Here is a 24,474-nt window from a genome sequence, read left to right on the forward strand (position 1 = left end):
TGGCACGGAGGGTCAATTCCGGTGCATCGCCCAGCAGTTGATCACTCGGCGCAAATCAGACTTCACTCGAAGGTGGGCATGGGATCGCGCGCCCGCCGTTCACTCCCGAATGTGCGCTCGGCTCGCGGTGCGCGAGCCCGGCTCGCGGCACCTCAGTCTTCGTCCAGCCCCCGCTCGATCGCGTACCGCACCAGCTCCACCCTGTTGTGGAGCTGGAGCTTGCCCAGGGTGTTCTGGACGTGGTTCTGCACGGTGCGGTGCGAGATGACGAGGCGCTCCGCGATCTGCTTGTAGCTCAGGCCCTTGGCGACCAGCCTCAGCACCTCGGTCTCCCGCTCGGTGAGCCGTGGTGCCCGTGGCTCGTCGGCGTCCGCGGCGGGGGCCGGTTCCGAGGCGAGCCGGCGGTACTCGCCGAGCACCAGGCCCGCGAGGCCGGGCGTGAACACCGGGTCGCCGACCGCCGTGCGGCGCACCGCGTCGATCAGCTCCTGAGTGGATGCCGACTTCAGCAGGTAGCCCGTCGCACCCGACTTCACCGCCTCCAGCACGTCCGCGTGCTCGCCGCTCGCCGACAGCACCAGGACCCGCAGCGCCGGGTCGGTGCCGACGAGTTCCTTGCACACCTGGACGCCCGGCTTCGCGGGCAGGTTCAGGTCCAGGACCAGGACGTCGGGCGCGGTGGCCCGGGCACGGCGCACCGCCTGCTCGCCGTCGCCCGCGGTGGCGACCACGTCGAATCCGGACTCGGCCAGGTCACGGGCGACGGCGTCGCGCCACATGGGGTGATCGTCGACCACCATGACCTTGATCGGTTCCTGCCGCGCACCGGTGGTGTTTGCCGTCATCGCCGCTCCGTCTTCCCCCGTGCGGCCCCCGGGCCGCCCGCCACTTCCTTCGGTACCTTCAGTTCCACTTCCGTGCCCTGACCCGGGATCGAGATCAGTTCGGCGGTGCCGCCGATGTCGCGCAGCCGGCCGCGGATCGACTGGGCCACCCCGAGCCGTCCCTCGCCCTCGGCCAGGGCGAGGCGGCCCTCCGGGATGCCGGGCCCGTCGTCCCGTACCGTCACCGCGACGCCGTCCGGCTCGTCCTCCACCAGGATCCAGGCCCGGGCCGTCTCCCCGGCGTGCCTGCGCACATTGTCGAGGGCGGCACCGACGGCCGCGGCCAGTTCACGGGCGGCGGCCGGCGGGAGCGGCACCGGGGAGCCGGGCTCGGAGAGCATCACCCGGGCCCCGGCGTACGGAGCGAGCAGGGAGCGCAGGTCGACCGGGCCCTTCTCGGCGTCCGGCTCGTCGACCGCCCGGACGACCGCGCCGAGCGCGGCGTCCTCCGACACCCGCGAGGGGGCCGCCAGCCCGCCGGAGACCAGCGTCCGCAGCGCGACCTCCTGCTCGCCCGCCAGCCGGCCCAGCTCCGCGGCCTCGCCGCCGAGCGCGGAACCGCGTCGCTGCACCATGGCGAGCACCTGGAGGACGCCGTCGTGGATGTCCCGGGCCAGCCGCTCCCGTTCCCGGGTCGCGGCCTCGATCTCCAGGGCGCGGGCGAGGGTGCGCTCGGATGCGCGGGCGACCTCGACGACGTATCCGATCGCGATGGAGGCGACCCACACCAGGATCACGTTGTGGACGGTGTCGCGGGCCGGGGCACCGCGTTCGACCAGGTTCACCACGGCGACCGTCGTGGAGGCGAAGGCCGCCCAGCGCCAGCCGCCCTTGACGGCGTAGGCGAGGACCGACCCGGCGGTCCATATCGACGGCAGCGTCGGACCACCCGAGAGGACCCGCTCATGCGTGTCGGCGAGGGGGGTGAGGAGGATGCCGGTGAGCGCGACGGTGAGGTCGACGGCCAGGAACCACCGGGTGCAGCTCGCCGCGTTCGCCACCCTGGGCAGCGTGGCCAGGGTCCACCCGCACAGCACGACGAAGTAGGCGACGGCCAGCCAGGGCCGGGCGAACCTGTCGTAGGCCGTCGCGAAGAGAGCGACGGCGTACACCATGGTGAGCACGCGGTACGCCATGAGCGCACGCCACAGCGGCTGTTCGACCGACATTCTGATGACCCGCTCGCTCCTGGCCATGTCCCCCCGCCCCCGAGCCGGACGACCGCGCCCCTAGGAGCCCGGCCGCTCGCTCACGGCTGCTTTCTCCGTGTCCCCGTGTGCCTGTCCGGCATCCTTCTGCGCCTGCTTCCCCGCCTTCGCCGCCTCCGCGATCTGCCGCTTGGCGGCGGTCGCGTACATGTCGACGTACTCCTGGCCGGAGAGCTTCATGATTTCGTACATGACCTCGTCGGTCACCGCCCGCAGCACGAAGCGGTCGTGCTCCATGCCCCGGTAGCGGCTGAAGTCCAGCGGCCTGCCGATGCGGATGCCCGGGCGCATCAGCTTGGGGATGATCTTCCCGGGCGGCTGGATCTTCTCGGTGTCGATCATGGCGACCGGGATGACCGGCGCGCCGGTGGCGAGCGCCACGCGGGCCAGGCCGCCGGGCTTGCCCCGGTAGAGGCGGCCGTCGGGCGAGCGGGTGCCCTCCGGGTAGATGCCGAACAACTCGCCGCGCTCGAGGACTTCGATGCCGCTCCTGACGGCGGCCTCGCCCGCGCCCCGGGCACCGGAACGGTCGACGGGCAACTGCCCCACCCCCTTGAAGAAGGCGGCGGTGAGCCGGCCCTTCACTCCGGGCGTGGTGAAGTACTCCGCCTTCGCGATGAAGGTCACCTTGCGGTCGAGGACCGCGGGCAGGAAGAACGAGTCCGAGAACGACAGGTGATTGCTCGCCAGGATGGCGGGGCCCTCGGCCGGAACGTTCTCGATGCCCTCCACCCAGGGTCTGAAGGCGAGCTTCAGCGGCCCCCCGATGGATACCTTCATCGCGCCGTACAACAACCGACTGCCTCCCGTGTGTGTCGATCAGACCTTAACGCGCCCCACCGGCAAAGGCCCCGACGGCCCTGTTCGGTGGCAGTGCCGTCGCGTACGGTGAAGTACCTGCAATCGACGTGCCCAGCCCCTTCCATGAACAGGAGACCGAACGTGCCGGTCCTCCCCGGAGCCGAGCCGTACCGCCACGACGGCGGGGAGGTCGGCGTCCTCCTCTGCCACGGCTTCACCGGCTCCCCCCAGTCGCTGCGCCCCTGGGCGGAGTATCTCGCCGAGCGCGGCCTCACCGTCTCGCTGCCGCTGCTGCCCGGGCACGGCACCCGCTGGGAGGACATGCAGCTCACCGGCTGGCAGGACTGGTACGCGGAGGTGGACCGGGAACTGCGCACCCTGCGCGACAGCTGTGCGCAGGTGTTCGTGGCCGGTCTGTCCATGGGCGGCGCCCTGGCGCTGCGGCTCGCCGCCCGGCACGGGGACGCGGTCAGCGGCGTCGTGGTCGTCAACCCGGCCAACAAGGTGCACGGCCTGGCCGCGTACGCCCTGCCGGTGGTCCGCCATCTGGTGCCCTCGACGAAGGGGATCGCCAGCGACATCGCGAAGGAGGGCAGCACGGAGCTCGGGTACGACCGGGTGCCGCTGCACGCCGCGCACTCCCTGCGGAACTTCTTCCGCCTGGTCGACGGCGAGCTCCCGCAGGTCACCCAGCCGTTGCTGCTCCTGCACAGCCCGCAGGACCACGTGGTGCCCCCGGCCGACTCGGCCCGGGTCCTCAGCCGGGTGTCGTCGGCCGACGTCCGGGAGATCCTGCTGGAACAGAGCTACCACGTGGCGACGTTGGATCATGACGCGGACCGGATCTTCGAGGAGAGCCTCGCGTTCATCGGCCGGCTCGCGCCGAGTGTCGGCAAGGAAGGGACGGCCGCAGGTGGCTGAGCACGACTCCGACCGCGAGGGCCGCGAGCCGGACGAGAAGGGCGTGCCCTTCGACGAGGACGCCGCCTGGGCGGCGATCGTGGCGGGGTACGGCGAGGAGCCGCCGGACCCGCCGGGCAGCAGGCCGTTCAAGCCGATCGAGGACCTGGCGCTGCCGGAGCCGAAGCAGGAGGCGGGCCGCACGGACGACGGCACGGACGGCCGCACGGACGGCCGCACGGACGACGGCACGAACGACGGCACGGACGACGGTGCCGGGGACGGGCCCGCGAAGCCGCTGGGCAGCTCGGTCGCCTTCGCGCCCGGCGTCGGTCCGCGGGACTACAGCCCGCCGGAGCCGTCCGACGACGACTTCGACGAGGACGACGAGGGGCACTTCGTGCCGCCGGAGCCACCGCCGCTGCCCGCGGCCGACACGACGGCGAAGTTCGCCTGGCTCGCGGTGATCGGCGGTCCCGTCCTGCTCCTGCTGGCGGTCCTGCTCGGCTGGGAGATGACCTGGTGGCTCGCCACGCTCGGCGTCGGCGGTTTCCTCGGCGGCTTCGTGACGCTGGTGGTGCGTATGAAGACGGACGACGAGGACGACGGCGATCCGGGGCGCGGCGCGGTCGTCTGACCCGCGCCGGCAACCGCTACGACGCGGGAACCCTGAGGGCGGCCAGCACCGGCAGATGGTCGGTGGCCGCCCTCAGGTCCGCCCGGGTCACCCCCGGGTGGCCGAGGGGAACACCGCAGCCGAGGACCTCGACGCCCCGCGTGGCGAAGATCGCGTCGATGCGCTGGTACGGGTCGGCGGGCGTCCAGGTGTACTCGCCGCCCCACGGTGCGGTGACCCAGCCGTCCTGGAGACGGGCGGCCAGGCGCTCGAAGGTCGGTCCGCCCGGGCGTTCGTTCAGGTCGCCGCCCGCGACCGCGTGCCGGACGCCCATCCCGGCGAGCCGGTCGAGGAGCATGCCGCCCTGGTCGTAGCGCTCGTCCTGCCGCAGGCTCAGATGGCAGCTGAGGACACCGAGCCGGGCCCCGCCGAACCGCACGACCGCCGTCGCGAAGCCGCGCCGGTGCAGTCCTGGGGTGAGCGGGAGCAGCGCGTCCTCGGTGCGCTCGACCGTGGCGCGCAGCGAGCACAGCAGGGCGGGTCCGGCGGCCGTGGCGCCGCCCGAGAGGATCACCAGATCCGAGGCCGCCGCGAGCCGGGCGAGCTTCTTGCGCCAGCGGAAGAAGCGGGGTGCCTCCTGGACGAGCACGAGATCGGGGGCGCAGGCGCCGATCACACGGGCCAGCGCGCCGGTGTCGTCGCGCATTGAGCGGATGTTGTAGCTGAGCACCCGGACGACGGCCGAACCGTCGGCTTCGGTAAGGGAGTTGGGCAGCGTGAAGGTCGTCGCCATGCCGATCGAGAATACGCCGCCGCGGCAGCTACGGGGGTGCCCGCCGTCCCCGGGCGGGGCTCGGCGGGCACCGTCGCGCGCGGCCGGACGTCACATGATCGGGTCTGGCTCCCGGGCCAGGTCGGCGGCGCCGACCAGCCCCGCCTTGTTGCCCAGCTGGGCGGCGATGACCTCGGCGACCGGGCGCCAGTTGCCGCCGACCAGCCAGCGCTTGTACGACTTACGGATCGGGTCGAGGACCAGCTCGCCCTCGTCCGAGAGGCCGCCGCCGACGATGAAGGCGGAGGGGTCGAACAGGGAGGCCAGGTCGGCCAGACCCGCGCCCGCCCAGCGGGCCAGCTCGCGGTAGGAGTCCACGGCCACCGGGTCGCCCTGGCGGGCGGCCATGGAGATGTGCTTGCCCTCGATGCCCGCGGGGGTGCCGTCCCCGAGCGAGAGCAGTACCTCGGCGTTCTCGGGGGTGGCGTTGGCGCGCTGCTTCGCGTACCGCACGAGGGCGCGGCCGGAGGCGTACTGCTCCCAGCAGCCCTGCGAGCCGCAGCCGCACAGCAGGCCGTCCGGCACCATCCGGATGTGGCCGAACTCGGCGGCCACGCCGAAGTGCCCGCGGCGGAGCTTGTTGCCGATGATGATCCCGCCGCCGAGGCCGGTGCCGAGCGTGATGCAGATGACGTTGCGGTGGCCCTTGCCCGCGCCGAACTTGTACTCGCCCCAGGCGGCCGCGTTCGCGTCGTTCTCGACGACCACCGGGAGGCCCACGCGGGCCTCGACCTTCTCCTTCAGCGGCTCCTGGCGCCAGTCGATGTTCGGCGCGAAGTAGACCATGGAGCGCTGGCGGTTGACGTACCCGGCGGCGCCGATCCCGACGCCGACGATCTCGTGCCCGGCACGAGCGCCCTCGACGGCGGCGGCGATGGCGTCCACGATGGCCTCGGGCGTGCCCGGAGTCGGCACCTTGTGGGTCGAGAGGATGCTGCCTTCCTCGTCGACCACACCGGCCGCGATCTTCGTGCCACCGATGTCGACGCCGATGGTGAGTCCCATGAATCCCTCAGTTTCGGTCGAGCCCCGCTACGGCCAACCGTACCCGAGGTGACCGGAGGGTGTCGGAGTGCTGCCGGTCCCCGAGACGCCCCTGGGCCGAGCCTCAGTCGAGGTCGATGCGCTCCCCCGGCCCCTGCTCCCCCTCCTGCCCGCGGGGGCCGTGGCCGGGGCCGTCGCCGGGGCCGTGACCGGGGGCGCCGCCGGTCGTCCAGCGCCGCTCCTGGGCCTCGACGGCGGAGCGGTAGGCAGCGAGCAACTCCGAGCCGGCCGCGGCGAGGTGGTCGAAGACGTCCGGGTTGCGCTCGATCACCGGTTCCATCGCGGCCTTGGCCTGCCGCACCGCCTGCTGGACCATCTGCTGGGCGGCGCCCGACGCCGCGGTTCCCAGCAACGGGGTCTGCAGACCGGACAGCTTGTCGGCGACGGCGTCGACGAGCCGCCGCAGTTCCTCGGCGGCCGAGGCGGGCGGCGGCCCGTACCGGGCGCGGCGGCGGTCCTTCTCCGCGGCGAGGTCCTCGGCGCACGCCTTCGCCCATGCGTCGGCGTCGGTCGCCCGCGCCTCGGTGTCGGCGGCCTCCTCCTGAGCGGCGTCGGACGTGGGGCGCTCTTCGCTCATGGCGGACTCCTGACTGCGGTTCGTACCCCCGACGTTACCCGAACGGGGGTACGTGCTTCATCGTGTGCGCGGCCCTGGTGCGCGCCCCGGTGCGCGCGCCGGGGCGCCCCGGGTCACGCCCGGCGCGGCCACAGCTGCGGGTCGGGCGCGAAGCGGATGCTCAGCTCGCCCTCGCGCAGCGCCGCGCCCGCCACGGTGCAGCGGCGCAGGGCGGACGGCAGCGGGACGATCCGGCGGAAGGGGCCCGTGGTCACCACGATCTCGTCGCCGCGCCGGACGAGGTCCAGCTCGTCGCGTATGGCGCCGGGCAGCGGGATCCGCCACACGAGCACCCCGTCCTCGGCGAGCAGGTCCGTCACGGGCCACTCGACCGGGGGCGGCGCCTCGTTGACGGCGGGACCGGCGAGCAGGGCGAGGTCGTCCGCGCCGCGCGGGTCCCGGCCGAGGTGCGGCACCCTGTGCACGGTGTGCGCCCCGTACGTCCCCTGCCACTCCTCCAGGGTCTTGCGCTGCTGGGCGGCGAGGCCCGCGAGCCAGGCGTCGTGGGCGGTGTCGGGCAGGACGCGGTTCGCGATCAGGGCCTGGGGGCGCAGGGCACGCAGGGCGAGGCCGGTGACGGCGGTGCGGACGGCGTCGGCGCCGGCCGGGCCCGGCTCGGCGACCAGCCACACGCTCGTGGCGCGGTCGGCGACGACGGCCTCGGTGGCGGCCAGTTCGAGGTCCCAGCGGGCGGCGGTCTCGTAGAGCCACTCGGCGGGCATGGGGACGCCCGCGAGCCGGCCGAGCACGGGGCGCAGGGCGCGGGCCGCCTGCCGCTCCGGCGGGAGCAGCCGGCGCAGATAGCGGCGGAGTTCCTCGGGGAGGGCGAGGAGGGCCAGCGCCTGCGGGACGGGGGGCAGGTCGACGACGAGGAGGTCGTACGCCTCCGAGAGCGCGGCGTCGCGCAGGGCGCGCAGCACGGCGAGTTCCTCGGCGCCGGGCAGCGGGGTGACCTCCTCGGCGTCCAGCCGGGCCGCGCCGACGAGGTCGAGCGCGCCGGCCGCACGGTTCTGGAAGGCGACGAGGTCGTCCCGGAAGCCTGCGGCCGCGTCGGGCCGCCGGACCGTGAGGCAGGGGGCGGTCTCGGCGGGACGGGCGCCGGTGCCGGCGCCGAGCAGGGCACCGGGGGTGTCGGTGCGGTCGGCGCTGAGCAGGAGGGTGCGGGTGCCCCGGCGGGCGGCGTCCAGCGCGGTGGCCGCGGCGACGGTGGTGCGGCCGCAGCCGCCGGGGCCGGTGATCAGGATGGTGCGCATGACGGTGAACGCTACCCGGGCGTTCCCCGCCGGGCCGGCCATGACGCCGGGCCGCCGGCCACGGCTCCGGCGGGCCGGGCGGCTACCCGGCGGTCCCGGACTCCACCCTCTTCTTCAGCCCCGCCAGCGCCCGGTCGATGATGACCTTCTCCGCCTTGCGCTTGATCATGCCGAGCATCGGGATCTTGACGTCGACCGTCAGCCGGTACGTCACCTCCGTGCCGCCCGAGCCCGCCGGCTTCAGCAGGTAGGAGCCGTCCAGGGAGCGGAGCATCTGGGACTTGACCAGGGTCCACGAGACCTCGCCGTCGCCCGTCCAGGTGTAGGCCAGTGTCTGGTCGTCCTTGATCGCGCCCGCGTCCATGACGAGGCGCACCTGCTCCGCGCGGCCCTGCCCGTCCGTGGAGAGGACCTCCGCCTCCTTCACCTCGCCCGTCCAGTCCGGGTAGCGCGCGAAGTCGGCGATCACCCGCATGACATCGGCCGGAGCCGCCTGGATCGTGATGCTCGAACTGGTGTGTTCCGCCATCGCCGTGGCTCCTCCAGATGCGGTCCGTTGAGGGAGGGTGGTGCGCACGCGCGCACGGGTGCAGCGTGAAGGCTACCGCGCACGCGCCCCGCCGGTACCACCCCACCTGCGGTTCGGCCACCGGCCCGGCACGCCGGGCGCCGCGGTCCCTGGCGCCCCTCCCCTCCCCGGCACCGGCCGCTCACCACTCCAGCGCCCAGGGCCTGCCGCTGCCCGCGAAGTGCCCCACGTTCACGCACTCCGTCGCCCCGATCCGCATCCGCCGCACCAGGGGCTGGTGGACATGGCCGAACAAGGAGTACCGCGGCCTGGTGCGGCGGATCGCGTCCAGCAGGGCCAGGCTGCCGCGCTCGAAACGGCGCGCCACCGTGTCGTACACCAGCTCGGGGACCTCCGGCGGGATGTGGGTGCACAGCACGTCCACCTCTCCCACCGCCTCGATCTTCGCCGCGTACTCCTCGTCGCTGATCTCGTACGGGGTCCGCATGGGGGTGCGCAGTCCGCCGCCGACGAAGCCGAAGGTCCAGCCGCCGATCTCGGCCCGCTCGCCGTCGAGCACCCGCACCCCCTGGCCCGCGTACTCCGGCCACAGGGCAGGCATGTCGACATTGCCGTAGGTCGCGTACGTCGGGGTGGGGAACGCGGCGAACAGCTCGGCGTACTGTCTGCGGACCGCCCGCTCGATCGCCGAGGCGCGGTCCTGGCCCACACCGGCCCACAGCCCGGCTCCGAACCGCCGCGCCTCCGCGAAACGGCGGGCGGTGCGCAGCTCCACCAGCCGGCGGGCGTTCTCGGCGCCGAACAGATCGGGAAAGATCCCGCGGGAGTGGTCGGCGTAGTCCAGGAAGAGGACCAGGTCGCCCAGGCAGATCAGGGCGTCCGCCCCGTCGCCGGCCCCGGCCAGATCCCGCGCGTTGCCGTGCACGTCGCTGACCACATGAACGCGCGTCCTCGGGTTACCGCCCGGTGTGGGTGCCATGACGATCAAGCGTAGGGCTGTGGGACATAGGTGAACAGTGACGTCCGGACCTGCGGTTACTGGCCCGCCGGGAACGGCCTGGACTACTGTGCGCGAAGGAACGCCAAGCCGTGTGACGCGCGGAACATCTCGTCGGGCCCCCCTGTCGGAAAAGCCATACCGGCGGGTAACGTCCGGGCAGTCCAGTCGTGCTCAGGGTTTCAACCAACGACTTCGGAGGAAGAACCCTGCGCACCTCCCCGAGCCTTGGACCGCACCGTCGCAGCACACGGAGTCGTGGCGTCGGCGCCCTATGAGGAGCAGCAGTCTTGCGCGAGTTCAGCCTTCCGGCTTTGTACGAGGTCCCTGCGGACGGAAATCTGACCGACATCGTCCGCAGAAACGCCGCGCAGCACCCCGACGTCGCCGTCATCGCCCGGAAGGTCGGCGGTACGTGGCAGGACGTCACCGCCGTCGCCTTCCTCGCCGAGGTGCGGGCAGCGGCGAAGGGGCTCATCGCCTCCGGTGTCCAGCCGGGCGACCGGGTGGGCCTGATGTCCCGCACCCGCTACGAGTGGACGCTGCTCGACTTCGCGATCTGGAGCGCGGGCGCCATCACCGTACCGGTGTACGAGACCAGCTCGCCGGAGCAGGTGCAGTGGATCCTCAGCGACTCCGGTGCCACCGCCTGCATCGTGGAGCTGGACGCCCACACCGCGGCCGTCGAGTCGGTGCGCGACCGGCTGCCCGCCCTCAAGCACGTCTGGCAGATCGAGGCCGGGGGCGTCGAGGAGCTGGGCCGGGCCGGCCGGGACGTCAGCGACGAGACGGTCGAGGAGCGCAGCTCGATCGCCCGGGCCGACGATCCCGCGACGATCGTCTACACCAGCGGAACCACCGGGCGCCCCAAGGGCTGTGTGCTCACCCACCGCAGTTTCTTCGCCGAGTGCGGGAACATCGTCGAGCGGCTGCGCCCCCTCTTCCGCACCGGCGAGTGCTCCGTCCTGCTGTTCCTCCCGCTCGCCCATGTCTTCGGGCGCCTGGTGCAGGTGGCCCCGATGATGGCTCCGATCAAGCTGGGCAACGTCCCCGACATCAAGAACCTCACCGACGAACTCGCCGCGTTCCGGCCGACGCTGATCCTCGGGGTGCCGCGCGTCTTCGAGAAGGTCTACAACTCGGCGCGTGCCAAGGCGCAGGCCGACGGCAAGGGGAAGATCTTCGACAAGGCGGCGGACACGGCGATCGCCTACAGCCGCGCGCTGGACACCCCGTCCGGCCCGTCCCTGGGGCTGAAGATCAAGCACAAGGCGTTCGACAAGCTCGTCTACGGCAAGCTGCGCGCGGTGCTGGGCGGCCGCGGCGAGTACGCCATCTCCGGCGGCGCCCCGCTCGGCGAGCGCCTGGGCCACTTCTTCCGCGGCATCGGCTTCACGGTCCTGGAGGGCTACGGCCTGACCGAGTCCTGTGCGGCGACCGCGTTCAACCCCTGGGACCGGCAGAAGATCGGTACGGTCGGCCAGCCGCTGCCGGGTTCCGTGATCCGCATCGCGGACGACGGCGAGGTGCTGCTGCACGGCGAGCACCTGTTCAAGGAGTACTGGAACAACGAGGCCGCGACCGCCGAGGCACTGGCCGACGGCTGGTTCCACACCGGTGACATCGGCACCCTCGACGAGGACGGCTATCTGAGGATCACCGGCCGCAAGAAGGAGATCATCGTCACCGCGGGCGGCAAGAACGTCGCCCCGGCGGTGATGGAGGACCGCATCCGGGCGCACGCGCTGGTCCAGGAGTGCATGGTGGTGGGTGACGGACGGCCGTTCGTGGGCGCGCTGATCACTCTCGACGAGGAGTTCCTGGAGCGCTGGGCCGCCGAGCGCGGCAAGCCGGCGGGTTCCACCGCGGCGTCGCTGCGCGAGGACCCGGATCTGCTCGCGGCGGTCCAGGACGCGGTCGACGACGGCAACGCCGCGGTGTCGAAGGCGGAATCGGTGCGGAAGTTCCGCATTCTCCCCTCCCAGTTCAGCGAGGAGTCGGGCCACCTCACGCCGTCCCTGAAGCTCAAGCGCAACGTGGTGACGAAGGACTTCGCGGACGAGATCGAGGCCATCTACCGGAAGTAGCGGGCCCCACCGCCTCACGTCATGGCGCGGTGTCCTCGGCGAGGACCCGGGCCATGGTGCGTTCCGCGAGCGCGGTGATGGTGAGGAACGGGTTGACGCCGATGGAGCCGGGCACGAGGGAGCCGTCGGTGACGTACAGCCTCGGGTAGCCCTTCACGCGGCCGTAGTCGTCGGTCGCCCGGCCCAGGACGCAGCCGCCGAGCGGGTGGTAGGTGAAGTCGTCGGCGAACGCCTTGCTCGCGGAGCCGAAGAGGTCGTAGCGGTAGATCGTCGCGTTGGCCGCGTTGATCCGGTCGAAGAGCTTCTTCGCCATGCTCACGGACACCGCGCTCTGGGCGGCCGTCCAGCCCGGTTTCGCGGAGTCCGTCGCCGGGTCGTACGAGAACGACGCGCGCTCCGGGTTCTTGGTGATCGCCAGGTAGAGGCTGATCCAGTGCTCCAGGCCCATGGGCAGCGGGGCGATCTCCGCGAAGACGGGGTTGTCGGCGTTGGCCCAGTCGTCGATGCCCAGGACGGGGATGGTGGACTCGTCGGCGCCGACGGTGTCCCAGAGGTGGTTGGCGCGGCCGAGCATCACGTTGCCGTTCGTTCCCCAGCCGGTGCCGACGCTGGCGTCGAGCGCCGGCAGGGCGCCGGTCTCCCGTGCCCGCACCAGCAGCTCGGTGGTGCCGAGGCTGCCGGCGCCGAGGAAGAGGTACGTGCACGAGTACTGCCCGGTCCCGACGACCGCGCCGCCGGCGTCGATCCGGTCGGTGGTCAGCAGATACGTCCCGTCGGCCTGCCGTCGGATGTCCCGGACCCGCTCCAGGGTGTTGATCGTGATGTTGCCGGTGCCGATCGCGGAGGCCAGGTAGGTCTTGTCGAGGCTGCGTTTGCCGTGGTTGTTGCCGTAGATGACCTCGCCGGCCAGCGCGGACTTGGTCGCCGTGCCCGCCGCTTCCCGCTGCATGTAGCCGAAGTCGTAGACGTTCGGCACGAAGGTCGTCTTCAGACCGGCGTTCGCCGCGGCCTTCCGGGAGGTGCGGGCGAAGCGGTACCACTCCGTCGACTCGAACCAGTCGGGGTCGACGGTGTTGACACCGAGCATGGCGCGGGCGCGCGGGAAGTAGGTGCCGTACATCTCGTTGGCGTCGACGGTGGGGAACTGTTCGCCGAAGTACGACCGGACGGGGGTGACGGCCATCCCGCCGTTGACGAGGGAGCCTCCGCCGACGCCGCGCCCCACGTACACGGACATGGCGTCGAAGTGCACACGGTCGAGGACGCCCGGGTAGGGGCTGATGTTCTTGTTGACGACGTCCAGCCACAGGAAGGTGGCGAGCGGGGCCTCGGTGCGCGTGCGGAACCACATCGACCGCTGGTCCGGGGCCGTGGTGGAGCAGAACACCCTACCGTCGGGGCCGGGGGTGTTCCACAGGCGGCCCATCTCCAGGACGAGGGTGCGGATGCCGGCCTGGCCGAGGCGCAGGGCTGCCACGGCGCCGCCGTAGCCGGAGCCGATGACGATGGCGGGGACGGCTTCGACCGCGGCGGGCTCGACCGCTTCGGCGGACTGCAGACCTATGCGCGTGAATCCCAGGGCGGCCGCCGTCTGGAGGGCGGCGATGCCGAGGATGTGACGTCTACTCAGGTGATGGTGCGTCAGTTTTTCTGTCATGCACGCAGCATCGGCGGATTTTCGGCTTCCGCCTAGGGGGTGTTTCGAAGGTCCTGTGCGGTGCCCGCGGTGTCCGGTGCGTGCTCTCGGCGTGCCGGACGAAAGCCCTCGTACTGGACGTACTCGGGGTTTCGGCCGGTGCGGCGAGTGCGGGTGCCCCCTGCTCGAAGAGCCCGGGGGAGCGCGCCGGGCGCCGTGGGTGCTGTGCGGGACTTTCGAAACACCCCCTAGGGCGGGCGGCTACAGCAGTTCCCTGAGCCGTTCCGCCAGCAGGTCCCAACGCCACTTCTCCTCGACCCACTGCCGGCCCCGCTCCCCCATCCGGCGGCGCAGCTCCGGGTCGCCGAGGAGGACGATGACACGATCCGCGGTCTCCTCCGCCGACCCGCCGCGGACCACCCAGCCCGTCTCGCCGTCCAGCACCGCGTCCGGCGCGCCGCCCGAGTCGCCGGCGACCACCGGGAGGCCCGTGGCGGACGCCTCCAGGTAGACGATGCCCAGGCCCTCGACGTCCAGGCCGCCCCGGCGGGTGCGGCACGGCATCGCGAAGACGTCGCCCGCCCCGTAGTGCGCCGGCAGCTCCGACCAGGGGACGGGGCCCGTGAAGTGGACCGCGCCCGCGACCCCGGTCTCGTGCGCGAGCCCGCGCAGGTCCCGCTCGTAGGGCCCGCCGCCGACGATCAGCAGTACCGCGTCCGGCTCCTTGGCCAGGATCCGCGGCATCGCCCGGATCAGGGTGTCCTGCCCCTTGCGCGGGACCAGCCGGGACACACAGACCACCACCGGCCGGTCCGTGAACCCCAGACGGGCCCGCACCTCGTCGCCGCCCGAGCCGGGGTGGAAGGTCTTCTCGTCGACCCCGGGCGGCAGCTGCACCATGCGTCCGGCCGCCGCGGGTGTCAGCGCGGAGGCTATCCGCGAGCGCGTGTACTCGCCCAGGTAGGTGATCGTGTCCGTGGCCTCGCCGATCCGGCGCAGCAGGCCGCGCGCCGCGGGCAGCTGGGCCCACCCCGCCTCGTGCCCGTGCGTGGTCGCCACCAGCCGCCCGGCCCCCGCTCGCCGCAGCGCCGGCGCCATCAGGCCGAGCGGCGCCGCCGCCCCGAACCACACCGACGTGCAGCCGTGCTCCCGCAGCAGCCCCACCGCCTTCCGGGTGGCCCCCGGCGTGGGCAGCAGCATCGTGGTCGGGTCCCGTACGACGGGGAAGGGCTGCTCGGCGTCGAAGGCGGCCGTCGCCTCGGCGCCCTCCCTGCCGCGCTTCCAGGTGGAGGCGTAGACGACGATCCGCCCGGGGTCCAGGCGCAGCGCCATGTTGTGCAGAAACGCCTGGATGCCACCCGGGCGGGGCGGGAAGTCGTTGGTCACGATCAGCGTCTTGTGCATCGCCGTCGACAGTACCGAACCCGGCGTGCGGCCGTCCCCACTGCCGTGCACGGCCGCGCTTCATGGCCCTGGCACGGGCTGACGCGGAATCATGGCCCTTCACGGCGCCAAGGGGACGACACGACAGGAACAGGGGCTCAGGTGGGCATCACGGACACACGACGGTTCCCGGTCTGGCTGCTCGTCACCTGGGGCCTGAGCAGACTGGCCCTGCTGCTCCTCGTCTTCAAGGTGCGCGCCTTCCCCGGCCCGGACGTCACCACCGACGTCTCCGTGATCTACCACGGCTGGTACGGCACCCTGCGCACCGGGGCCTTCCCGCACGACGACGTCACCTGGCAGTACCCGCCCGCCGCCGCGCTCGCGGTCCTCTCCCCCGCGCTGCTGCCCTTCCTCGACTACGCGCAGGGCTTCTACGTGCTGGCCTTCCTCGCCGACCTCACGGTCTTCTGCCTGCTGCAGTCCGCGGGAATGCGCCCCGGCAGCACGCTGCGCGGCGCCTGGGTCTGGGCCATCGGCGTCCCGCTGCTCGGCCCGACCGTGTACGCGCGCTACGACGTGATGGTGACGGCGGTGGCGGTCGCCGCGCTGCTGGCCGGGACCCGCCACCCTCGGGTGATGGGCGCGCTCGCGGGCTTCGGCGCGCTGCTGAAGGCGTGGCCGGCGCTGCTGCTGGTGGCCGCCGTCAGGCGCCGGGCCTGGGTGTCCGCGGCGGTGGTGGCCGGGGGCCTCGCCCTGCTGTTCGGTCTGACGATGCCCGGCGCCTTCTCCTTCCTGACCTCCCAGCGCGACCGCGGCACCGAGGTCGAGTCGCTGGGCGCGCTGGTCTTCCAGGTGGCCCGGCACGCCGGCTGGAGCGGCCGGGTGGTCTTCCACTACGGCTCGGTGGAGTTCGCCGGCCCGTACGTCGACTGGATCAGCACCGCCGCCCTGTTCCTGACCGCCGGCGCCTTCGGCTGGCTGCTGCTGTGGCGGGTGAGCGTCCGGCGCATGCACGTGCACACACTCGCGGACGCGGCCTTCGCGGCGGTACTGATGTCCACGGTCACCAGCAGGGTGATCAGCCCGCAGTACATGGTGTGGCTGGTCGGGCTCGCGGCCGTCTGCCTGTGCTTCCACGGCAGCCGGATGGCGCTGCCCGCGGGGCTGGTCCTGGCCGGCTGCCTCGCGACCGTCCTGGAGTTCCCCGTCTTCTTCGCGGACGTCGTCGCCGGCGACCGGCTCGGCGTCTCACTGCTGCTCGTGCGCAACGGCCTGCTGGCGCTGGCCACGGTGACCGCCGCCCGGGAGCTGTGGCTCGGCACCGTCTCGCGGCCCGCCCCGACCGTACCGCCTCAGGCCGCCCGCACCCAGGAGACGCTGACGCCCTCCTGACGGCGCGCCGGCAGGAGCAGCCCGCCCCACTGCAGCGCCGTGGAGAGGGCGAGCGCCCAGGAGATCCCGGCCGCTCCGGGCCCCGACGTCAGCCCAGGTGGGCCTTCAGATAGGCCCGCCACTGCCGTGTGAACACCTCCGGCGTCGTGCCGAGCACCCCCTTCAGCGCGGCCTCGACCGCGCCCTCCCGCCGCCGGTGGGCTCCCACGGCCCGGTAGAAGTCGTTCAGCCGGGCCGCTCCCCAGCGGTCGGCGATGAGCCGGCAGGCCATCCAGCCGCCTTCGTACGCCTGCGCCAGCCTCCCGGCGTCCCCGCTGAAGGCGAAGTCCGCGTCCGCCGGCAGTGTGGCGGGGACACGCCCACGGGCGACGGAGCGGTCCAGCTCGGGGGCCACCTGGGCGGGTGTGCGGCTGTCGCCGCGGTAGCCGACCCAGTCGGCGTACCCCTCGGACAGCCACAGGGGCGTCGCCGCCGTGGTGGCGGCGCGGGTGGCGACATGGGTGGTCTCGTGGCTGAGGACGATCTGTCTGCCCGAGCCGCCCAGCATCGCGTACGCGTCGGGGTTGACGACGATCCGGTCCGCGGGCGCCCGCCCGGTGCCCCCCGCCTCGCCGGTCGTGACCGCGGCGATGCCCCGGTAGCCGGACGCCGGCGCGCCGAGCAGCTCCGCCATCGCCTCCAGCGACCGCGGGACGACGACCACGACACGCCCCGGCCAGTGGGTGCCCCAGGCCCCGGTCACGGCGGGTACCGCCCGGTCCGCGAGGCGCGCGTAGCCGCGCAGGACGCGCCGCGGCTGTCCCACCCCGAGAACGAGACTGTGCGTGCCGCGGACCACCTCGACGACCCCCTGTTCCCAGAGCTGCCCGGCCGCCCTCGGGGCGGGTGCGTCGGAGCTGATGTACCAGCGGCCGCCGGTGCGGACCAGCCGCAGCGCCCGGGCGGTGGTGACCGGCGCCCGGTCGTAGCCCTCGACCCGGTAGCGCAGCTCGGCGTCGGCGGTGGCCCGGTCGCCGGTGCGGTGCAGGGCGGTGAGTCGGTAGGACCAGGCCGCCAGGGGCAGGGCGCGGAGGTTGTCGAACCCGGCGGCACCGGCCGCGGGCCGTCCCGCCGCGTCGCCGGTGGGGGCCTCGGTGGCCAGGAACCCGGGCCGGTCCCGGTGCAGAACGGCTGTCGCCCGCCGGTCGAGCAGCCGCTGCACGGCGGCCGTCTGGGTGTCGGGCGCCGCCGGGGCGCCGCAGCCGGCGAGCCCGGCGAGCAGCAGCACACAGGCCGCCGCCGCTCCCCGCCCACGCCCACGCCCAGCCACGCGCCGATCGTACGCGCAGGCCGGCCCGGCCGGGCGCCGTGGTCAGGGTCTGATGACCGACGACACCGGCATCATCCCGACCGGGTCGTAGCGCACGGCGGCCCCCGGGTGCGGCGCGTGGATGACGCGGCCTCCCCCGACGTACATCGCCACATGGCTGGCGTCGGAGCGGTAGACGACCAGGTCGCCGGGGCGGGCCCCGGACAGCGGCACCGGATGGCCGGCGTACCGCTGCTGCTGCGAGGTGCGCGGCAGTCCGACGCCCGCCCTCGCATACGCCCACTGCATCAGGCCCGAACAGTCGAAGCCGCCCGGCCCGTTGGCACCCCACACATACGGGCGGCCGAGCGCGGAGCGTGCCGCCGCGACGGCCGCGGCGGCACGGCCGCTCGCCGGGGCGACGGCGGAGAGGCCTGGCAGCGGCCGGCCGGAGCGGGACGCCCGCTCGTAGGCTGCGCGCTCCGCCAGCGAGAGGGAGCCGAGCAACCGCTGCGCCCTGGCGAGTTTGCGCTCGACGGTCTTCTTGTGCCGCGCCACGGCCCTGCGGCTCTTGTCCAGTTCCGCGAGCTTGTCGGCCACCTCGGCCCGCTCCTGTCCCAACTCGCGCAGCGCCGAGCGGAGTTTTCCGAGCTGCCGGGCCTGGCGGACGCCGATCCGGTCGAGCACGGCCGCCTTGTCGAGGTACTCGTCCGGGTCGTCGGAGAACAGCAGCGCGAGGGTGGGGGCGAGGCCGCCGGAGCGGTACTGGACCCCGGCGAGCGCCCCCAGCGCGTCCCGGAGAGTGTCGACGCGGTCCTGCTCCCGGGCGATGCGATCCTGCGCCTGGCCGACCTGGCGGCGCAGCGAACGGGCGTGCTCCTCGGCCGTGTTGTACGCCTCGGTCGCCTGCTCGGCCTCCCGGTACAGCCGGTCCACCGCGGCCCGGGGGCCGTCGTACGGGGCCGCGTCCGCCGGTACGGTGCCGAGTGCCGCGGCGACGGCGGCCGCGGCGGACAGGACTGCGGCTGTGGCGCCATGGCCCCGGCCGAGGCCGGATGGTGCAAGGCGGCGATGGGACCCCACGACCGGTCGCACTCCCTTCCGCTGAACGAACCCCCGCCGCACGGCCGGGGGAAGAACGCGGCAGACAGTAGCCGGGTGATCACTCGGGGACCAAAGAACCCCGACGCGCCCCGAAACGCGATGTCCCGCCGCTGACGCAGGTCATCGGCGGGACGCGGGGTCAGCGGGAGCCGCTGGAATTCGCCCGTTCGGGCGGGCGGAGAAGCCGCGGGGGGACGTCAGACGCGGACGCCGAACTGGAAGGGCATGTTGCCGATCGACTCATAGCGCACGACGGTTCCGGTGCGCGGTGCGTGCAGCACCTGGCCGTTGCCCGCGTACAGGCCCACGTGGTGCAGATCGCCGTAGAAGAGGACCAGGTCGCCGACCTTGAGGTCGCTGGCGCTGTAGATGCGGGTGCCGGCGTTGGCCTGCGCCTGCGATGTGCGCGGTATGGAGACGCCGGCCTGCGCGTAGGCCCAGGAGGTCAGGCCCGAGCAGTCGAACGAGGAGGGGCCGGAGGCGCCGTAGACATAGGGCGAGCCGATCTTGCTCTGCGCGGCGGAGAACGCGGCGGCGGCCCGGCCGGAGGCGGCGCTGCTGGAGCCGCTGAGGACGCTGCGCTCGCTGGCGCGGCTCGCGCGCGCGTCCTGCGCGGCCAGGGCCGCGCGCTCTGCGGCGGTCAGGCTGTTGAGGAGCTTCTGCGCCTCGGCGAGCTTCCCCTGGACTTCCTTCTTCTTCTTGCCGAGTTCGGCGCGGGTGTCGGCGAGGTCCTTGAGCTTGTCGGAGGCTTCCTTGCGCTCCTGGGCCAGCTCGCGCTGCTTCTCCTGGATCTTCTTCAGCGCCTCGACCTGCTGGCTGCTCAACTGGTCGAGCGTGGAGGCCTTGTCGAGGAAGTCGTCCGGGTTCGAGGAGAGGAAGAGCTGCACGGAGGGGTCGATGCTGCCGGTGCGGTACTGGGCGCTGGCCATCGTGCCGATGCTGTCGCGCAGCTGGTTGAGCTCGTCCTGACCGCGGGCGACCTTGTCCTGCAGGGTGGAGATCTGCTTCTCCAGCTTCTCCTGCTTCTCCTTGGCCCCGTCGTACATCTCGGTGGCCTTCTCCGCCTCTTCGTAGAGCTTGTCGACCTTGGACTTGACCTCGTCCTTGCTCGGCTTCGCGCTGGGGGCGGCGCTGGCGGCCTGGGCGCTGAGCGCCACGGCGGCGGCGGCGACACTGGTGAGCACGGTCACACGTGCGCGGTTCGGCTGCTTGGGTCGACGGTGGGACGCCACGGAGGCGAGCTCCTTCTTCCTCCAGCCGCCTACCGACACGCCGGTGGGCGGTGCCCCTCCGCCGTCACTCCCGATGAGTGATCACCCGAGCGGAGGTTCGAGGCCAGACCCTAGTGACCTTCTTGTGATCAGTTCAAATCCCCGCGGCAAAAAACTCCGCCGCGACGTGCATTCTTTGCATTCAACTCACATGCGGTGATGTCAGCTTGACCCTACGTTGCGTGAAGGATCCGCCAATTCGGGCATCCCCGACGGATGTTGCGCTTGGTTCTTTCGGTACGCATGGGGCGTACCGGTGTGCGAGGCTCGGCGACGCCACACCCGGGGGAGCCGACGCCGTCAGCCGCGGGACAGACGCTTCAGCAGCATCGCGGACGCGACCGGGCGCGCGCCCGCCTTGGCGGTCCCGTCGGCCACCTCGCGGTCGGTGGAAGCGACGATGACCGGCCGGCCCGGCGGCTCCGCGCGCACCAACTGCCGGATCAGCTCGTCGGCGGTGACGCCCGGCTTGGAGAACAGCACCCGCACCCCGCGCGGCGGCGCGAGCAGCACGGGCGCGGCCAGTTCGGCCCCGTCGAAGACGCAGGTGACCTCGGCGCCGGTCTGCGCGGCGAGCTGAGAGAGCTGCCCGAGGAGCCTGAGCCGCTGCTTCTCCAGCGGCATCTGCGGATAGCCGGTCTTGGTCACGTTGTAGCCGTCGACGACCAGATGCGCCTGCGGCAGCGCGAGCAACTGGTCCAGGATCGCGGGATCGTGCTCGGACAAGGCGCGGGCGGCGATGTCCTTGGGGGTCATACGTCCCGGTTCGACCGCGTCCACGGTCTGAGCCGGCCGCATCGACACCGGGGGCAGCGCAAGCTCCCGCCGCAGCCCCTGTGCCGCCTCCAGCACCGTGTCGAGCAGCAGCCGTACCCGCATGTCCTCGACGCTGCGCCCCTCACGCGCCGCCCTGCGGGCGGCCTCCAGGGCCGCCTCCGCCTCGCCGAGGCGCGCCTTGAGCCGGCGGTTCTCGCCCTCGGCCGCGGACATCTGCGCCTGGCCCTCGGCGCGCACGGCCTCGATCTCCCCCTGCACCTTGCGCAGGGCGGCCTCGCCGCGCTTGACGTCACTGAGGGCGGCACGCAGCTTGCGCTGGAGCGATTCGGCCTCCTTGCGCACCGAGTCCAGCTCCCCACGCAGCCGCTCGGTCTCGGCGCGGGTCCGGTCGCGGGCGGCGGCCAGCTCCCCGCGCAGCCGCTCCAGCTCGGCCCGGCTCTCCTCGTCGGCCCGCTCGGCGTCCGCGCGCTGGGCCTCCTCGCCTGCGGCGGTCACCAGCTTCACCCAGCCCGGGGGGCGCAGTACGTAGGCCGCGGCCGCCACGTCGAGCGGGTCCGCGGCCGGGGGCGGTGAGCCGGAGTCGAGGGCGCCGGCGAGCTCCGGCTGGGCCTCTCTGAGCCGTTCCGCGATGCGCTGCCGGAACAGCGCGCCCGTCTCCAGGGCCGCCGCCATGGCGTTGCCGGCGAACTTGACCCGGCGGTTCGGGGCGAACCGGGCGTACTGCCGCAGCTGCGGGGGCAGGTCGCCGAGGGTCAGGCCGCCGAATCCGTCGGACACGATCTGCACGACCCGGCGGCGCACACCCTCGGGCAGCGGACGGTCGAGCACCTCAGCGGTGCCGTCGGCCGGCTCCCCGCCCGTGGTCTCCACCATCCGTCACCCCAATGCCTGTGCGGGACCGCCTCCCTCAGGAGCCGGCGCCCGGCCTGTCCACGAGCTCCACCTGGTCCACGGCGTTGCACCAGCGGCAACGCACCGACTCGATGGTCTCACTGACCACCTCGCGCTCCTCGACCGTCGGCTCTCCGGCCAGATCCAGGTGCACGTACTCGACGACCTTCGACGAGCGGGTCACGTCGAACCGCGTCAGGTTGCCGCAGAGCGTGCAGCGCCAGCGGGTCTTCTCCGTCGGCAGGGGAACCGTCATCGTGGCTGCTCTTCCTTCTTCCAGTCTCCGTGATGCGCCAGTTTCCCTGGAGCGTGTGGCTCGTAACCCTACGGCCTGGCGGGTACTCGCCGCCCGCCCGTACCCCGCGGCGAGGCACTCTGTGCGGATCGGTCCCGTTACGCCATGCTCTGTTCCATGATCAGCACCTGGAGCAGGGCGGCCGCCCGAGCGCTGCGGGGCCAGTCGGCGCCGGTGACCTACGGACTGATCGCCCTGTGCTGCCTGATCTTCCTGCTCGGGCCGGCCTCGGGGCTGAACCCGGCCTACGGGTCCGGGGACGCTCTGCCCGCCGCGCAGCGGGCCTATTTCGCCCGCTGGGGCGTGGTGCCGGTCGAGCTGTTCGGCGGGGCGCCGCGGACCGCGCTCACCCCCGCGACGGCGCTGTTCGTGCACGGAAGCTGGGTACATCTGCTGGGCAACATGCTCTTCCTCTACGTCTTCGGGGCGATGGCCGAGGAGCGGATGGGCCATGTGGAGTTCGCCCTGTTCTACGCGGGCTGCGGCTATCTCGCGCTGCTGGGCTACGCCGCCGCCAACGCCGGGTCGGCGCAGACGCTGGTGGGGGCGTCCGGAGCGATCTCCGCGGTCCTCGGCGCCTTTCTGTTCCTGTTCCCCAAGGCCCGGGTGACCAGTCTCTTCCCGTTCCTGCTCTTCCTGCCGCTGCGCTTTCCCGCCTGGGTGGTGCTGCCCTTCTGGGCGACCCTGCAGTGGATGGCGGCGGGCCGTACCACGCAGGGTCCCGGGGTGGCGTACCTGGCCCACCTGGTGGGCTTCTCCCTGGGGTTCGTCTACGCCTGGGTGCGCTACGGGCGTACGAGTAGGGTGAAACCCCCAGCCCAGGCCCCCGAGGGAGAACACCAGCCGTGATCACCGCGATCGTGCTCATCAAGACCAGCGTGGACCGGATCCCCGAGATCGCCGAGTCGATCGCCGCGCTGGACTGCGTCAGCGAGGTCTTCTCCGTCACCGGTACGTACGACCTCGTCGCCATGGTCCGGGTCAAGGCCCACGACGACCTGGCGGACGTCATCCCCGGCCGGATCAGCAAGATCCCGGGCGTGCTGGCCACGGACACCCACGTCGCCTTCCGTACGTACTCGCAGCACGACCTGGAGGCGGCGTTCGCGATCGGCCTCGACAACTAGGGGGTGTTTCGCTGGAAGTCCGTTACGCCACCTGCCGGTGCGAGGGGGGTGCCCCCTGCTCGAACGCAGTCGAGAGCTTGGGGGAGGCCGGTCGTGCGGTTCCCCGCGCCCCTTCGGGGCGCCGCCGAACCGCACCGGACGTCGCGGACGAGCCGTCCCACCGCGTGGAGGAAGCGCTCCACGTGCTCGTCGGGGGTGCCCGCGCCGAAGCTGACGCGGATCGCGTCGAGAGGCCGGTCGCCGGGGGTGCCGCACGCATCCCTGCTCCGCGGATCGCCGCCGACCAGGATGCGCACCAGCGGGTGGGCGCAGAACAGGCCGTCGCGGACGCCGATGCCGTACTCGGCGGAGAGCGCGGCGGCGAAGCGGGAGCTGTTCCAGCCCTCGACGACGAAGGAGATGACCCCGACCCGCGGCGCGTCGTCGCCGAAGAGGGACAGGATCCTGGCCCCGGGGACCTCGGCGAGACCCTCGCGGACCGTGCGGATCAGGTGCTGCTCGCGGGCGACGAGGGTGTCGAAGCTGGCCTCGGTGAGCGCCTTGCAGGCGGAGGCGATGGCATGGGCGCACTCCCGTGAGGCAGGTGAGATCGCCGTGCCGGGCGGCACGCCGGAGGGCGCGCGTCAGCGTCGGCGGCACGGAGAAGGGTGAGAAGGAGGATGCGGAGGCGGGGCTCTGCGGCCCTAGCGCATTCGCTTGCTCACGGAAAGGCTCCCTCGGACGACCAGGACCCCTGGTGAGGCGAGGGGTCCGCGCTTGCCGCAGACCTCGCTGCCTGCGGCCCGGTCTTCACCCGGGGCACCCCGCCACGGACGGAGGGTTGCCGGACAGCCGGCCGGGGCCGAATGACTGTCGCTCATGACCTGGCCGCGACACTACGGGACGTGACCGTCCGACCGCCATGTCTGTCCGGATACCGGGACGGTCACCGGACGCCCGTCTCACCGCACGGGGCGCCGGCGCGAGCGGGACCAGCGCGCACCGAGCAGCACGAAAGCGGCCACGAAGACCACGATGCCGATGACCAGAAGGTAGAAGAGCCCCTTGACGACCGCGCCCACGAGACCCAGCGCGATCGCCACGATGATCAGGAACAGGAACAGCGCCATGAGCGACCACATCCTCCGTCGGTACCGCGCCCGACGCGCTGTTCAGCGGCGCGCCAGGCGGCGTCCCCGGTCGGCTCCGGGTTCGTAGGGCTTGTCGTAGTGCTGGTAGACCTCGGCCTCCCGCTCGACCGGGAGGACATCGTCCACACCCATGGACGGCGCCTTCCTCACCAGCCCCCTGGGGTGCGCCACCTTCACATAGCCCGGCCCCAGGGTCGCCTCGTCGAGGGGGACGAAGACGAGCTTGTAGCGGGTGGGCAGTCCGGTGCGGACGGTGGCCATGGCCGGCGCATCGGTGGCGGTGTCCACGTAGACGGCCTCCAGGGCCCCGATCTTGCGGCCCCTGGGGTCGATCACATCCTGATTGCGCCATTCGCGGATATCGGCTGAGTGAATCATGCCTCGCTCCTTGCGACCGGCGGGTCTCCCAC

24 protein-coding genes, 1 pseudogene and 1 riboswitch are annotated in these 24,474 nt (G+C 72.7%); of the genes and pseudogenes, 6 read left to right on the plus strand and 19 right to left on the minus strand.

Going from position 1 to position 24,474, the window contains the following annotated elements:
• Window positions 1-152 precede the first annotated feature (152 nt).
• From ACFSL4_RS09955 to ACFSL4_RS09965, 3 genes are read right to left on the minus strand one after another with little or no spacing between them, the layout of a single operon-like run.
• The gene (locus ACFSL4_RS09955; RefSeq protein ID WP_381080729.1) at window positions 153-845 is read right to left on the minus strand and encodes a response regulator; all 693 of its coding nucleotides are present in this window, start codon (window positions 843-845) and stop codon (window positions 153-155) included.
• Window positions 842-2,080 carry a MacS family sensor histidine kinase gene (macS, locus tag ACFSL4_RS09960; RefSeq protein ID WP_381080731.1) on the minus strand — a complete coding sequence of 413 codons (1,239 nt, stop codon included), beginning with the start codon at window positions 2,078-2,080 and terminating at the stop codon, window positions 842-844. The genes ACFSL4_RS09955 and macS overlap by 4 nt, the downstream gene beginning before the upstream one ends.
• A 33-nt stretch (window positions 2,081-2,113) precedes the next feature.
• Window positions 2,114-2,884, minus strand: coding sequence for a lysophospholipid acyltransferase family protein (locus ACFSL4_RS09965; protein ID WP_381080856.1), 771 nt, complete (start codon window positions 2,882-2,884; stop codon window positions 2,114-2,116).
• 150 nt (window positions 2,885-3,034) lie between these two features.
• Here ACFSL4_RS09965 and ACFSL4_RS09970 point away from each other — a divergent pair, with 150 nt between their 5' ends.
• Entirely contained in the window at window positions 3,035-3,814 is a 780-nt protein-coding gene (locus tag ACFSL4_RS09970; protein WP_381080733.1) for an alpha/beta hydrolase, read from the plus strand.
• On the plus strand, window positions 3,807-4,430 hold the full coding sequence (locus tag ACFSL4_RS09975) for a hypothetical protein (RefSeq protein WP_381080735.1): 624 nt from the start codon (window positions 3,807-3,809) through the stop codon (window positions 4,428-4,430). The genes ACFSL4_RS09970 and ACFSL4_RS09975 overlap by 8 nt, the downstream gene beginning before the upstream one ends.
• A gap of 16 nt (window positions 4,431-4,446) precedes the next feature.
• Here ACFSL4_RS09975 and ACFSL4_RS09980 read toward each other — a convergent pair whose 3' ends face one another.
• From ACFSL4_RS09980 to ACFSL4_RS10005, 6 genes are all read right to left on the minus strand, one after another.
• Entirely contained in the window at window positions 4,447-5,202 is a 756-nt protein-coding gene (locus tag ACFSL4_RS09980) for an endonuclease/exonuclease/phosphatase family protein (protein ID WP_381080737.1), read from the minus strand.
• A gap of 90 nt (window positions 5,203-5,292) precedes the next feature.
• Window positions 5,293-6,246 carry an ROK family glucokinase gene (locus ACFSL4_RS09985; protein WP_381080739.1) on the minus strand — a complete coding sequence of 318 codons (954 nt, stop codon included), beginning with the start codon at window positions 6,244-6,246 and terminating at the stop codon, window positions 5,293-5,295.
• 103 nt (window positions 6,247-6,349) lie between these two features.
• Window positions 6,350-6,862: a DUF5304 domain-containing protein gene (locus ACFSL4_RS09990; protein ID WP_381080741.1), complete on the minus strand. Its 513-nt coding sequence runs from the start codon at window positions 6,860-6,862 to the stop codon at window positions 6,350-6,352.
• 113 nt (window positions 6,863-6,975) lie between these two features.
• Window positions 6,976-8,154, minus strand: coding sequence for an ArsA family ATPase (locus ACFSL4_RS09995; RefSeq protein WP_381080743.1), 1,179 nt, complete (start codon window positions 8,152-8,154; stop codon window positions 6,976-6,978).
• An 82-nt stretch (window positions 8,155-8,236) separates the two neighbouring features.
• Window positions 8,237-8,683: an SRPBCC family protein gene (locus tag ACFSL4_RS10000; RefSeq protein WP_381080745.1), complete on the minus strand. Its 447-nt coding sequence runs from the start codon at window positions 8,681-8,683 to the stop codon at window positions 8,237-8,239.
• Between the two features lie 181 nt (window positions 8,684-8,864).
• Complete coding sequence (locus ACFSL4_RS10005; RefSeq protein WP_381080747.1) at window positions 8,865-9,662, minus strand: metallophosphoesterase family protein; 798 nt, start codon at window positions 9,660-9,662, stop codon at window positions 8,865-8,867.
• Between the two features lie 308 nt (window positions 9,663-9,970).
• Between ACFSL4_RS10005 and ACFSL4_RS10010 the strand changes: the two genes are divergently transcribed.
• Complete coding sequence (locus tag ACFSL4_RS10010; protein WP_381080749.1) at window positions 9,971-11,767, plus strand: AMP-dependent synthetase/ligase; 1,797 nt, start codon at window positions 9,971-9,973, stop codon at window positions 11,765-11,767.
• Window positions 11,768-11,786: 19 nt separating this feature from the next.
• Here ACFSL4_RS10010 and ACFSL4_RS10015 read toward each other — a convergent pair whose 3' ends face one another.
• Together ACFSL4_RS10015 and ACFSL4_RS10020 are read right to left on the minus strand one after the other, a co-directional pair.
• Window positions 11,787-13,424, minus strand: a complete 1,638-nt coding sequence (locus tag ACFSL4_RS10015) for a GMC oxidoreductase (RefSeq protein WP_381080751.1) — start codon at window positions 13,422-13,424, stop codon at window positions 11,787-11,789.
• 240 nt (window positions 13,425-13,664) lie between these two features.
• Window positions 13,665-14,807, minus strand: coding sequence for a glycosyltransferase family 4 protein (locus ACFSL4_RS10020; protein WP_381080753.1), 1,143 nt, complete (start codon window positions 14,805-14,807; stop codon window positions 13,665-13,667).
• Between the two features lie 141 nt (window positions 14,808-14,948).
• On the opposite strand from ACFSL4_RS10020, the gene ACFSL4_RS10025 reads away from it, so the two are divergent.
• Window positions 14,949-16,181, plus strand: coding sequence for a glycosyltransferase 87 family protein (locus ACFSL4_RS10025; protein WP_381080755.1), 1,233 nt, complete (start codon window positions 14,949-14,951; stop codon window positions 16,179-16,181).
• An 88-nt stretch (window positions 16,182-16,269) separates the two neighbouring features.
• Here ACFSL4_RS10025 and ACFSL4_RS10030 read toward each other — a convergent pair whose 3' ends face one another.
• The 5 genes from ACFSL4_RS10030 to ACFSL4_RS10050 form a co-directional block, all read right to left on the minus strand.
• Complete coding sequence (locus ACFSL4_RS10030; RefSeq protein ID WP_381080757.1) at window positions 16,270-17,490, minus strand: hypothetical protein; 1,221 nt, start codon at window positions 17,488-17,490, stop codon at window positions 16,270-16,272.
• A 42-nt stretch (window positions 17,491-17,532) separates the two neighbouring features.
• Window positions 17,533-18,552, minus strand: a complete 1,020-nt coding sequence (locus ACFSL4_RS10035) for a C40 family peptidase (RefSeq protein WP_381080759.1) — start codon at window positions 18,550-18,552, stop codon at window positions 17,533-17,535.
• 218 nt (window positions 18,553-18,770) lie between these two features.
• Window positions 18,771-19,805 carry a C40 family peptidase gene (locus ACFSL4_RS10040; protein WP_381080761.1) on the minus strand — a complete coding sequence of 345 codons (1,035 nt, stop codon included), beginning with the start codon at window positions 19,803-19,805 and terminating at the stop codon, window positions 18,771-18,773.
• A gap of 339 nt (window positions 19,806-20,144) precedes the next feature.
• Window positions 20,145-21,494: an NYN domain-containing protein gene (locus tag ACFSL4_RS10045; protein ID WP_381080763.1), complete on the minus strand. Its 1,350-nt coding sequence runs from the start codon at window positions 21,492-21,494 to the stop codon at window positions 20,145-20,147.
• A 34-nt stretch (window positions 21,495-21,528) separates the two neighbouring features.
• On the minus strand, window positions 21,529-21,768 hold the full coding sequence (locus ACFSL4_RS10050; protein ID WP_381080765.1) for a hypothetical protein: 240 nt from the start codon (window positions 21,766-21,768) through the stop codon (window positions 21,529-21,531).
• A gap of 156 nt (window positions 21,769-21,924) precedes the next feature.
• Here ACFSL4_RS10050 and ACFSL4_RS10055 point away from each other — a divergent pair, with 156 nt between their 5' ends.
• Entirely contained in the window at window positions 21,925-22,656 is a 732-nt protein-coding gene (locus ACFSL4_RS10055) for a rhomboid family intramembrane serine protease (protein ID WP_381080767.1), read from the plus strand.
• The gene (locus ACFSL4_RS10060; protein WP_381080769.1) at window positions 22,653-22,934 is read left to right on the plus strand and encodes an Lrp/AsnC family transcriptional regulator; all 282 of its coding nucleotides are present in this window, start codon (window positions 22,653-22,655) and stop codon (window positions 22,932-22,934) included. Before ACFSL4_RS10055 ends, ACFSL4_RS10060 begins: the two co-directional genes overlap by 4 nt.
• Here the strand turns inward: ACFSL4_RS10060 and ACFSL4_RS10065 are convergent.
• From ACFSL4_RS10065 to ACFSL4_RS10075, 3 genes and pseudogenes are all read right to left on the minus strand, one after another.
• Window positions 22,931-23,500, minus strand: a pseudogene (locus ACFSL4_RS10065) (aminotransferase class V-fold PLP-dependent enzyme); the annotation flags it as partial. The gene ACFSL4_RS10060 and the pseudogene ACFSL4_RS10065 sit on opposite strands and share 4 nt — an antisense overlap.
• Window positions 23,501-23,681: 181 nt before the next feature.
• A riboswitch (SAM riboswitch) is annotated at window positions 23,682-23,798 on the minus strand.
• A 77-nt stretch (window positions 23,799-23,875) separates the two neighbouring features.
• Window positions 23,876-24,043, minus strand: coding sequence for a hypothetical protein (locus tag ACFSL4_RS10070; RefSeq protein ID WP_381080771.1), 168 nt, complete (start codon window positions 24,041-24,043; stop codon window positions 23,876-23,878).
• 42 nt (window positions 24,044-24,085) lie between these two features.
• Window positions 24,086-24,442, minus strand: coding sequence for a PRC-barrel domain-containing protein (locus ACFSL4_RS10075; protein ID WP_381080773.1), 357 nt, complete (start codon window positions 24,440-24,442; stop codon window positions 24,086-24,088).
• Between the last annotated feature and the right edge of the window lie 32 nt (window positions 24,443-24,474).

The sequence above is a fragment of the Streptomyces caeni genome, assembly GCF_042678285.1.
In the GTDB taxonomy this organism is placed as follows: domain Bacteria; phylum Actinomycetota; class Actinomycetes; order Streptomycetales; family Streptomycetaceae; genus Streptomyces; species Streptomyces caeni.

Coding starts and splice junctions, on each gene's coding strand:
- ACFSL4_RS10020 (WP_381080753.1), bottom strand. CDS start 14,807: ATGCACAAGACGCTGATCGTGACCAACGACTTCCCGCCCCGCCCGGGT.
- ACFSL4_RS10055 (WP_381080767.1), top strand. CDS start 21,925: ATGATCAGCACCTGGAGCAGGGCGGCCGCCCGAGCGCTGCGGGGCCAG.
- ACFSL4_RS10015 (WP_381080751.1), bottom strand. CDS start 13,424: ATGACAGAAAAACTGACGCACCATCACCTGAGTAGACGTCACATCCTC.
- ACFSL4_RS09985 (WP_381080739.1), bottom strand. CDS start 6,246: ATGGGACTCACCATCGGCGTCGACATCGGTGGCACGAAGATCGCGGCC.
- ACFSL4_RS10075 (WP_381080773.1), bottom strand. CDS start 24,442: ATGATTCACTCAGCCGATATCCGCGAATGGCGCAATCAGGATGTGATC.
- macS (WP_381080731.1), bottom strand. CDS start 2,080: ATGGCCAGGAGCGAGCGGGTCATCAGAATGTCGGTCGAACAGCCGCTG.
- ACFSL4_RS09990 (WP_381080741.1), bottom strand. CDS start 6,862: ATGAGCGAAGAGCGCCCCACGTCCGACGCCGCTCAGGAGGAGGCCGCC.
- ACFSL4_RS09980 (WP_381080737.1), bottom strand. CDS start 5,202: ATGGCGACGACCTTCACGCTGCCCAACTCCCTTACCGAAGCCGACGGT.
- ACFSL4_RS10045 (WP_381080763.1), bottom strand. CDS start 21,494: ATGGTGGAGACCACGGGCGGGGAGCCGGCCGACGGCACCGCTGAGGTG.
- ACFSL4_RS09995 (WP_381080743.1), bottom strand. CDS start 8,154: ATGCGCACCATCCTGATCACCGGCCCCGGCGGCTGCGGCCGCACCACC.
- ACFSL4_RS09955 (WP_381080729.1), bottom strand. CDS start 845: ATGACGGCAAACACCACCGGTGCGCGGCAGGAACCGATCAAGGTCATG.
- ACFSL4_RS10050 (WP_381080765.1), bottom strand. CDS start 21,768: ATGACGGTTCCCCTGCCGACGGAGAAGACCCGCTGGCGCTGCACGCTC.
- ACFSL4_RS10070 (WP_381080771.1), bottom strand. CDS start 24,043: ATGGCGCTGTTCCTGTTCCTGATCATCGTGGCGATCGCGCTGGGTCTC.
- ACFSL4_RS10000 (WP_381080745.1), bottom strand. CDS start 8,683: ATGGCGGAACACACCAGTTCGAGCATCACGATCCAGGCGGCTCCGGCC.
- ACFSL4_RS10005 (WP_381080747.1), bottom strand. CDS start 9,662: ATGGCACCCACACCGGGCGGTAACCCGAGGACGCGCGTTCATGTGGTC.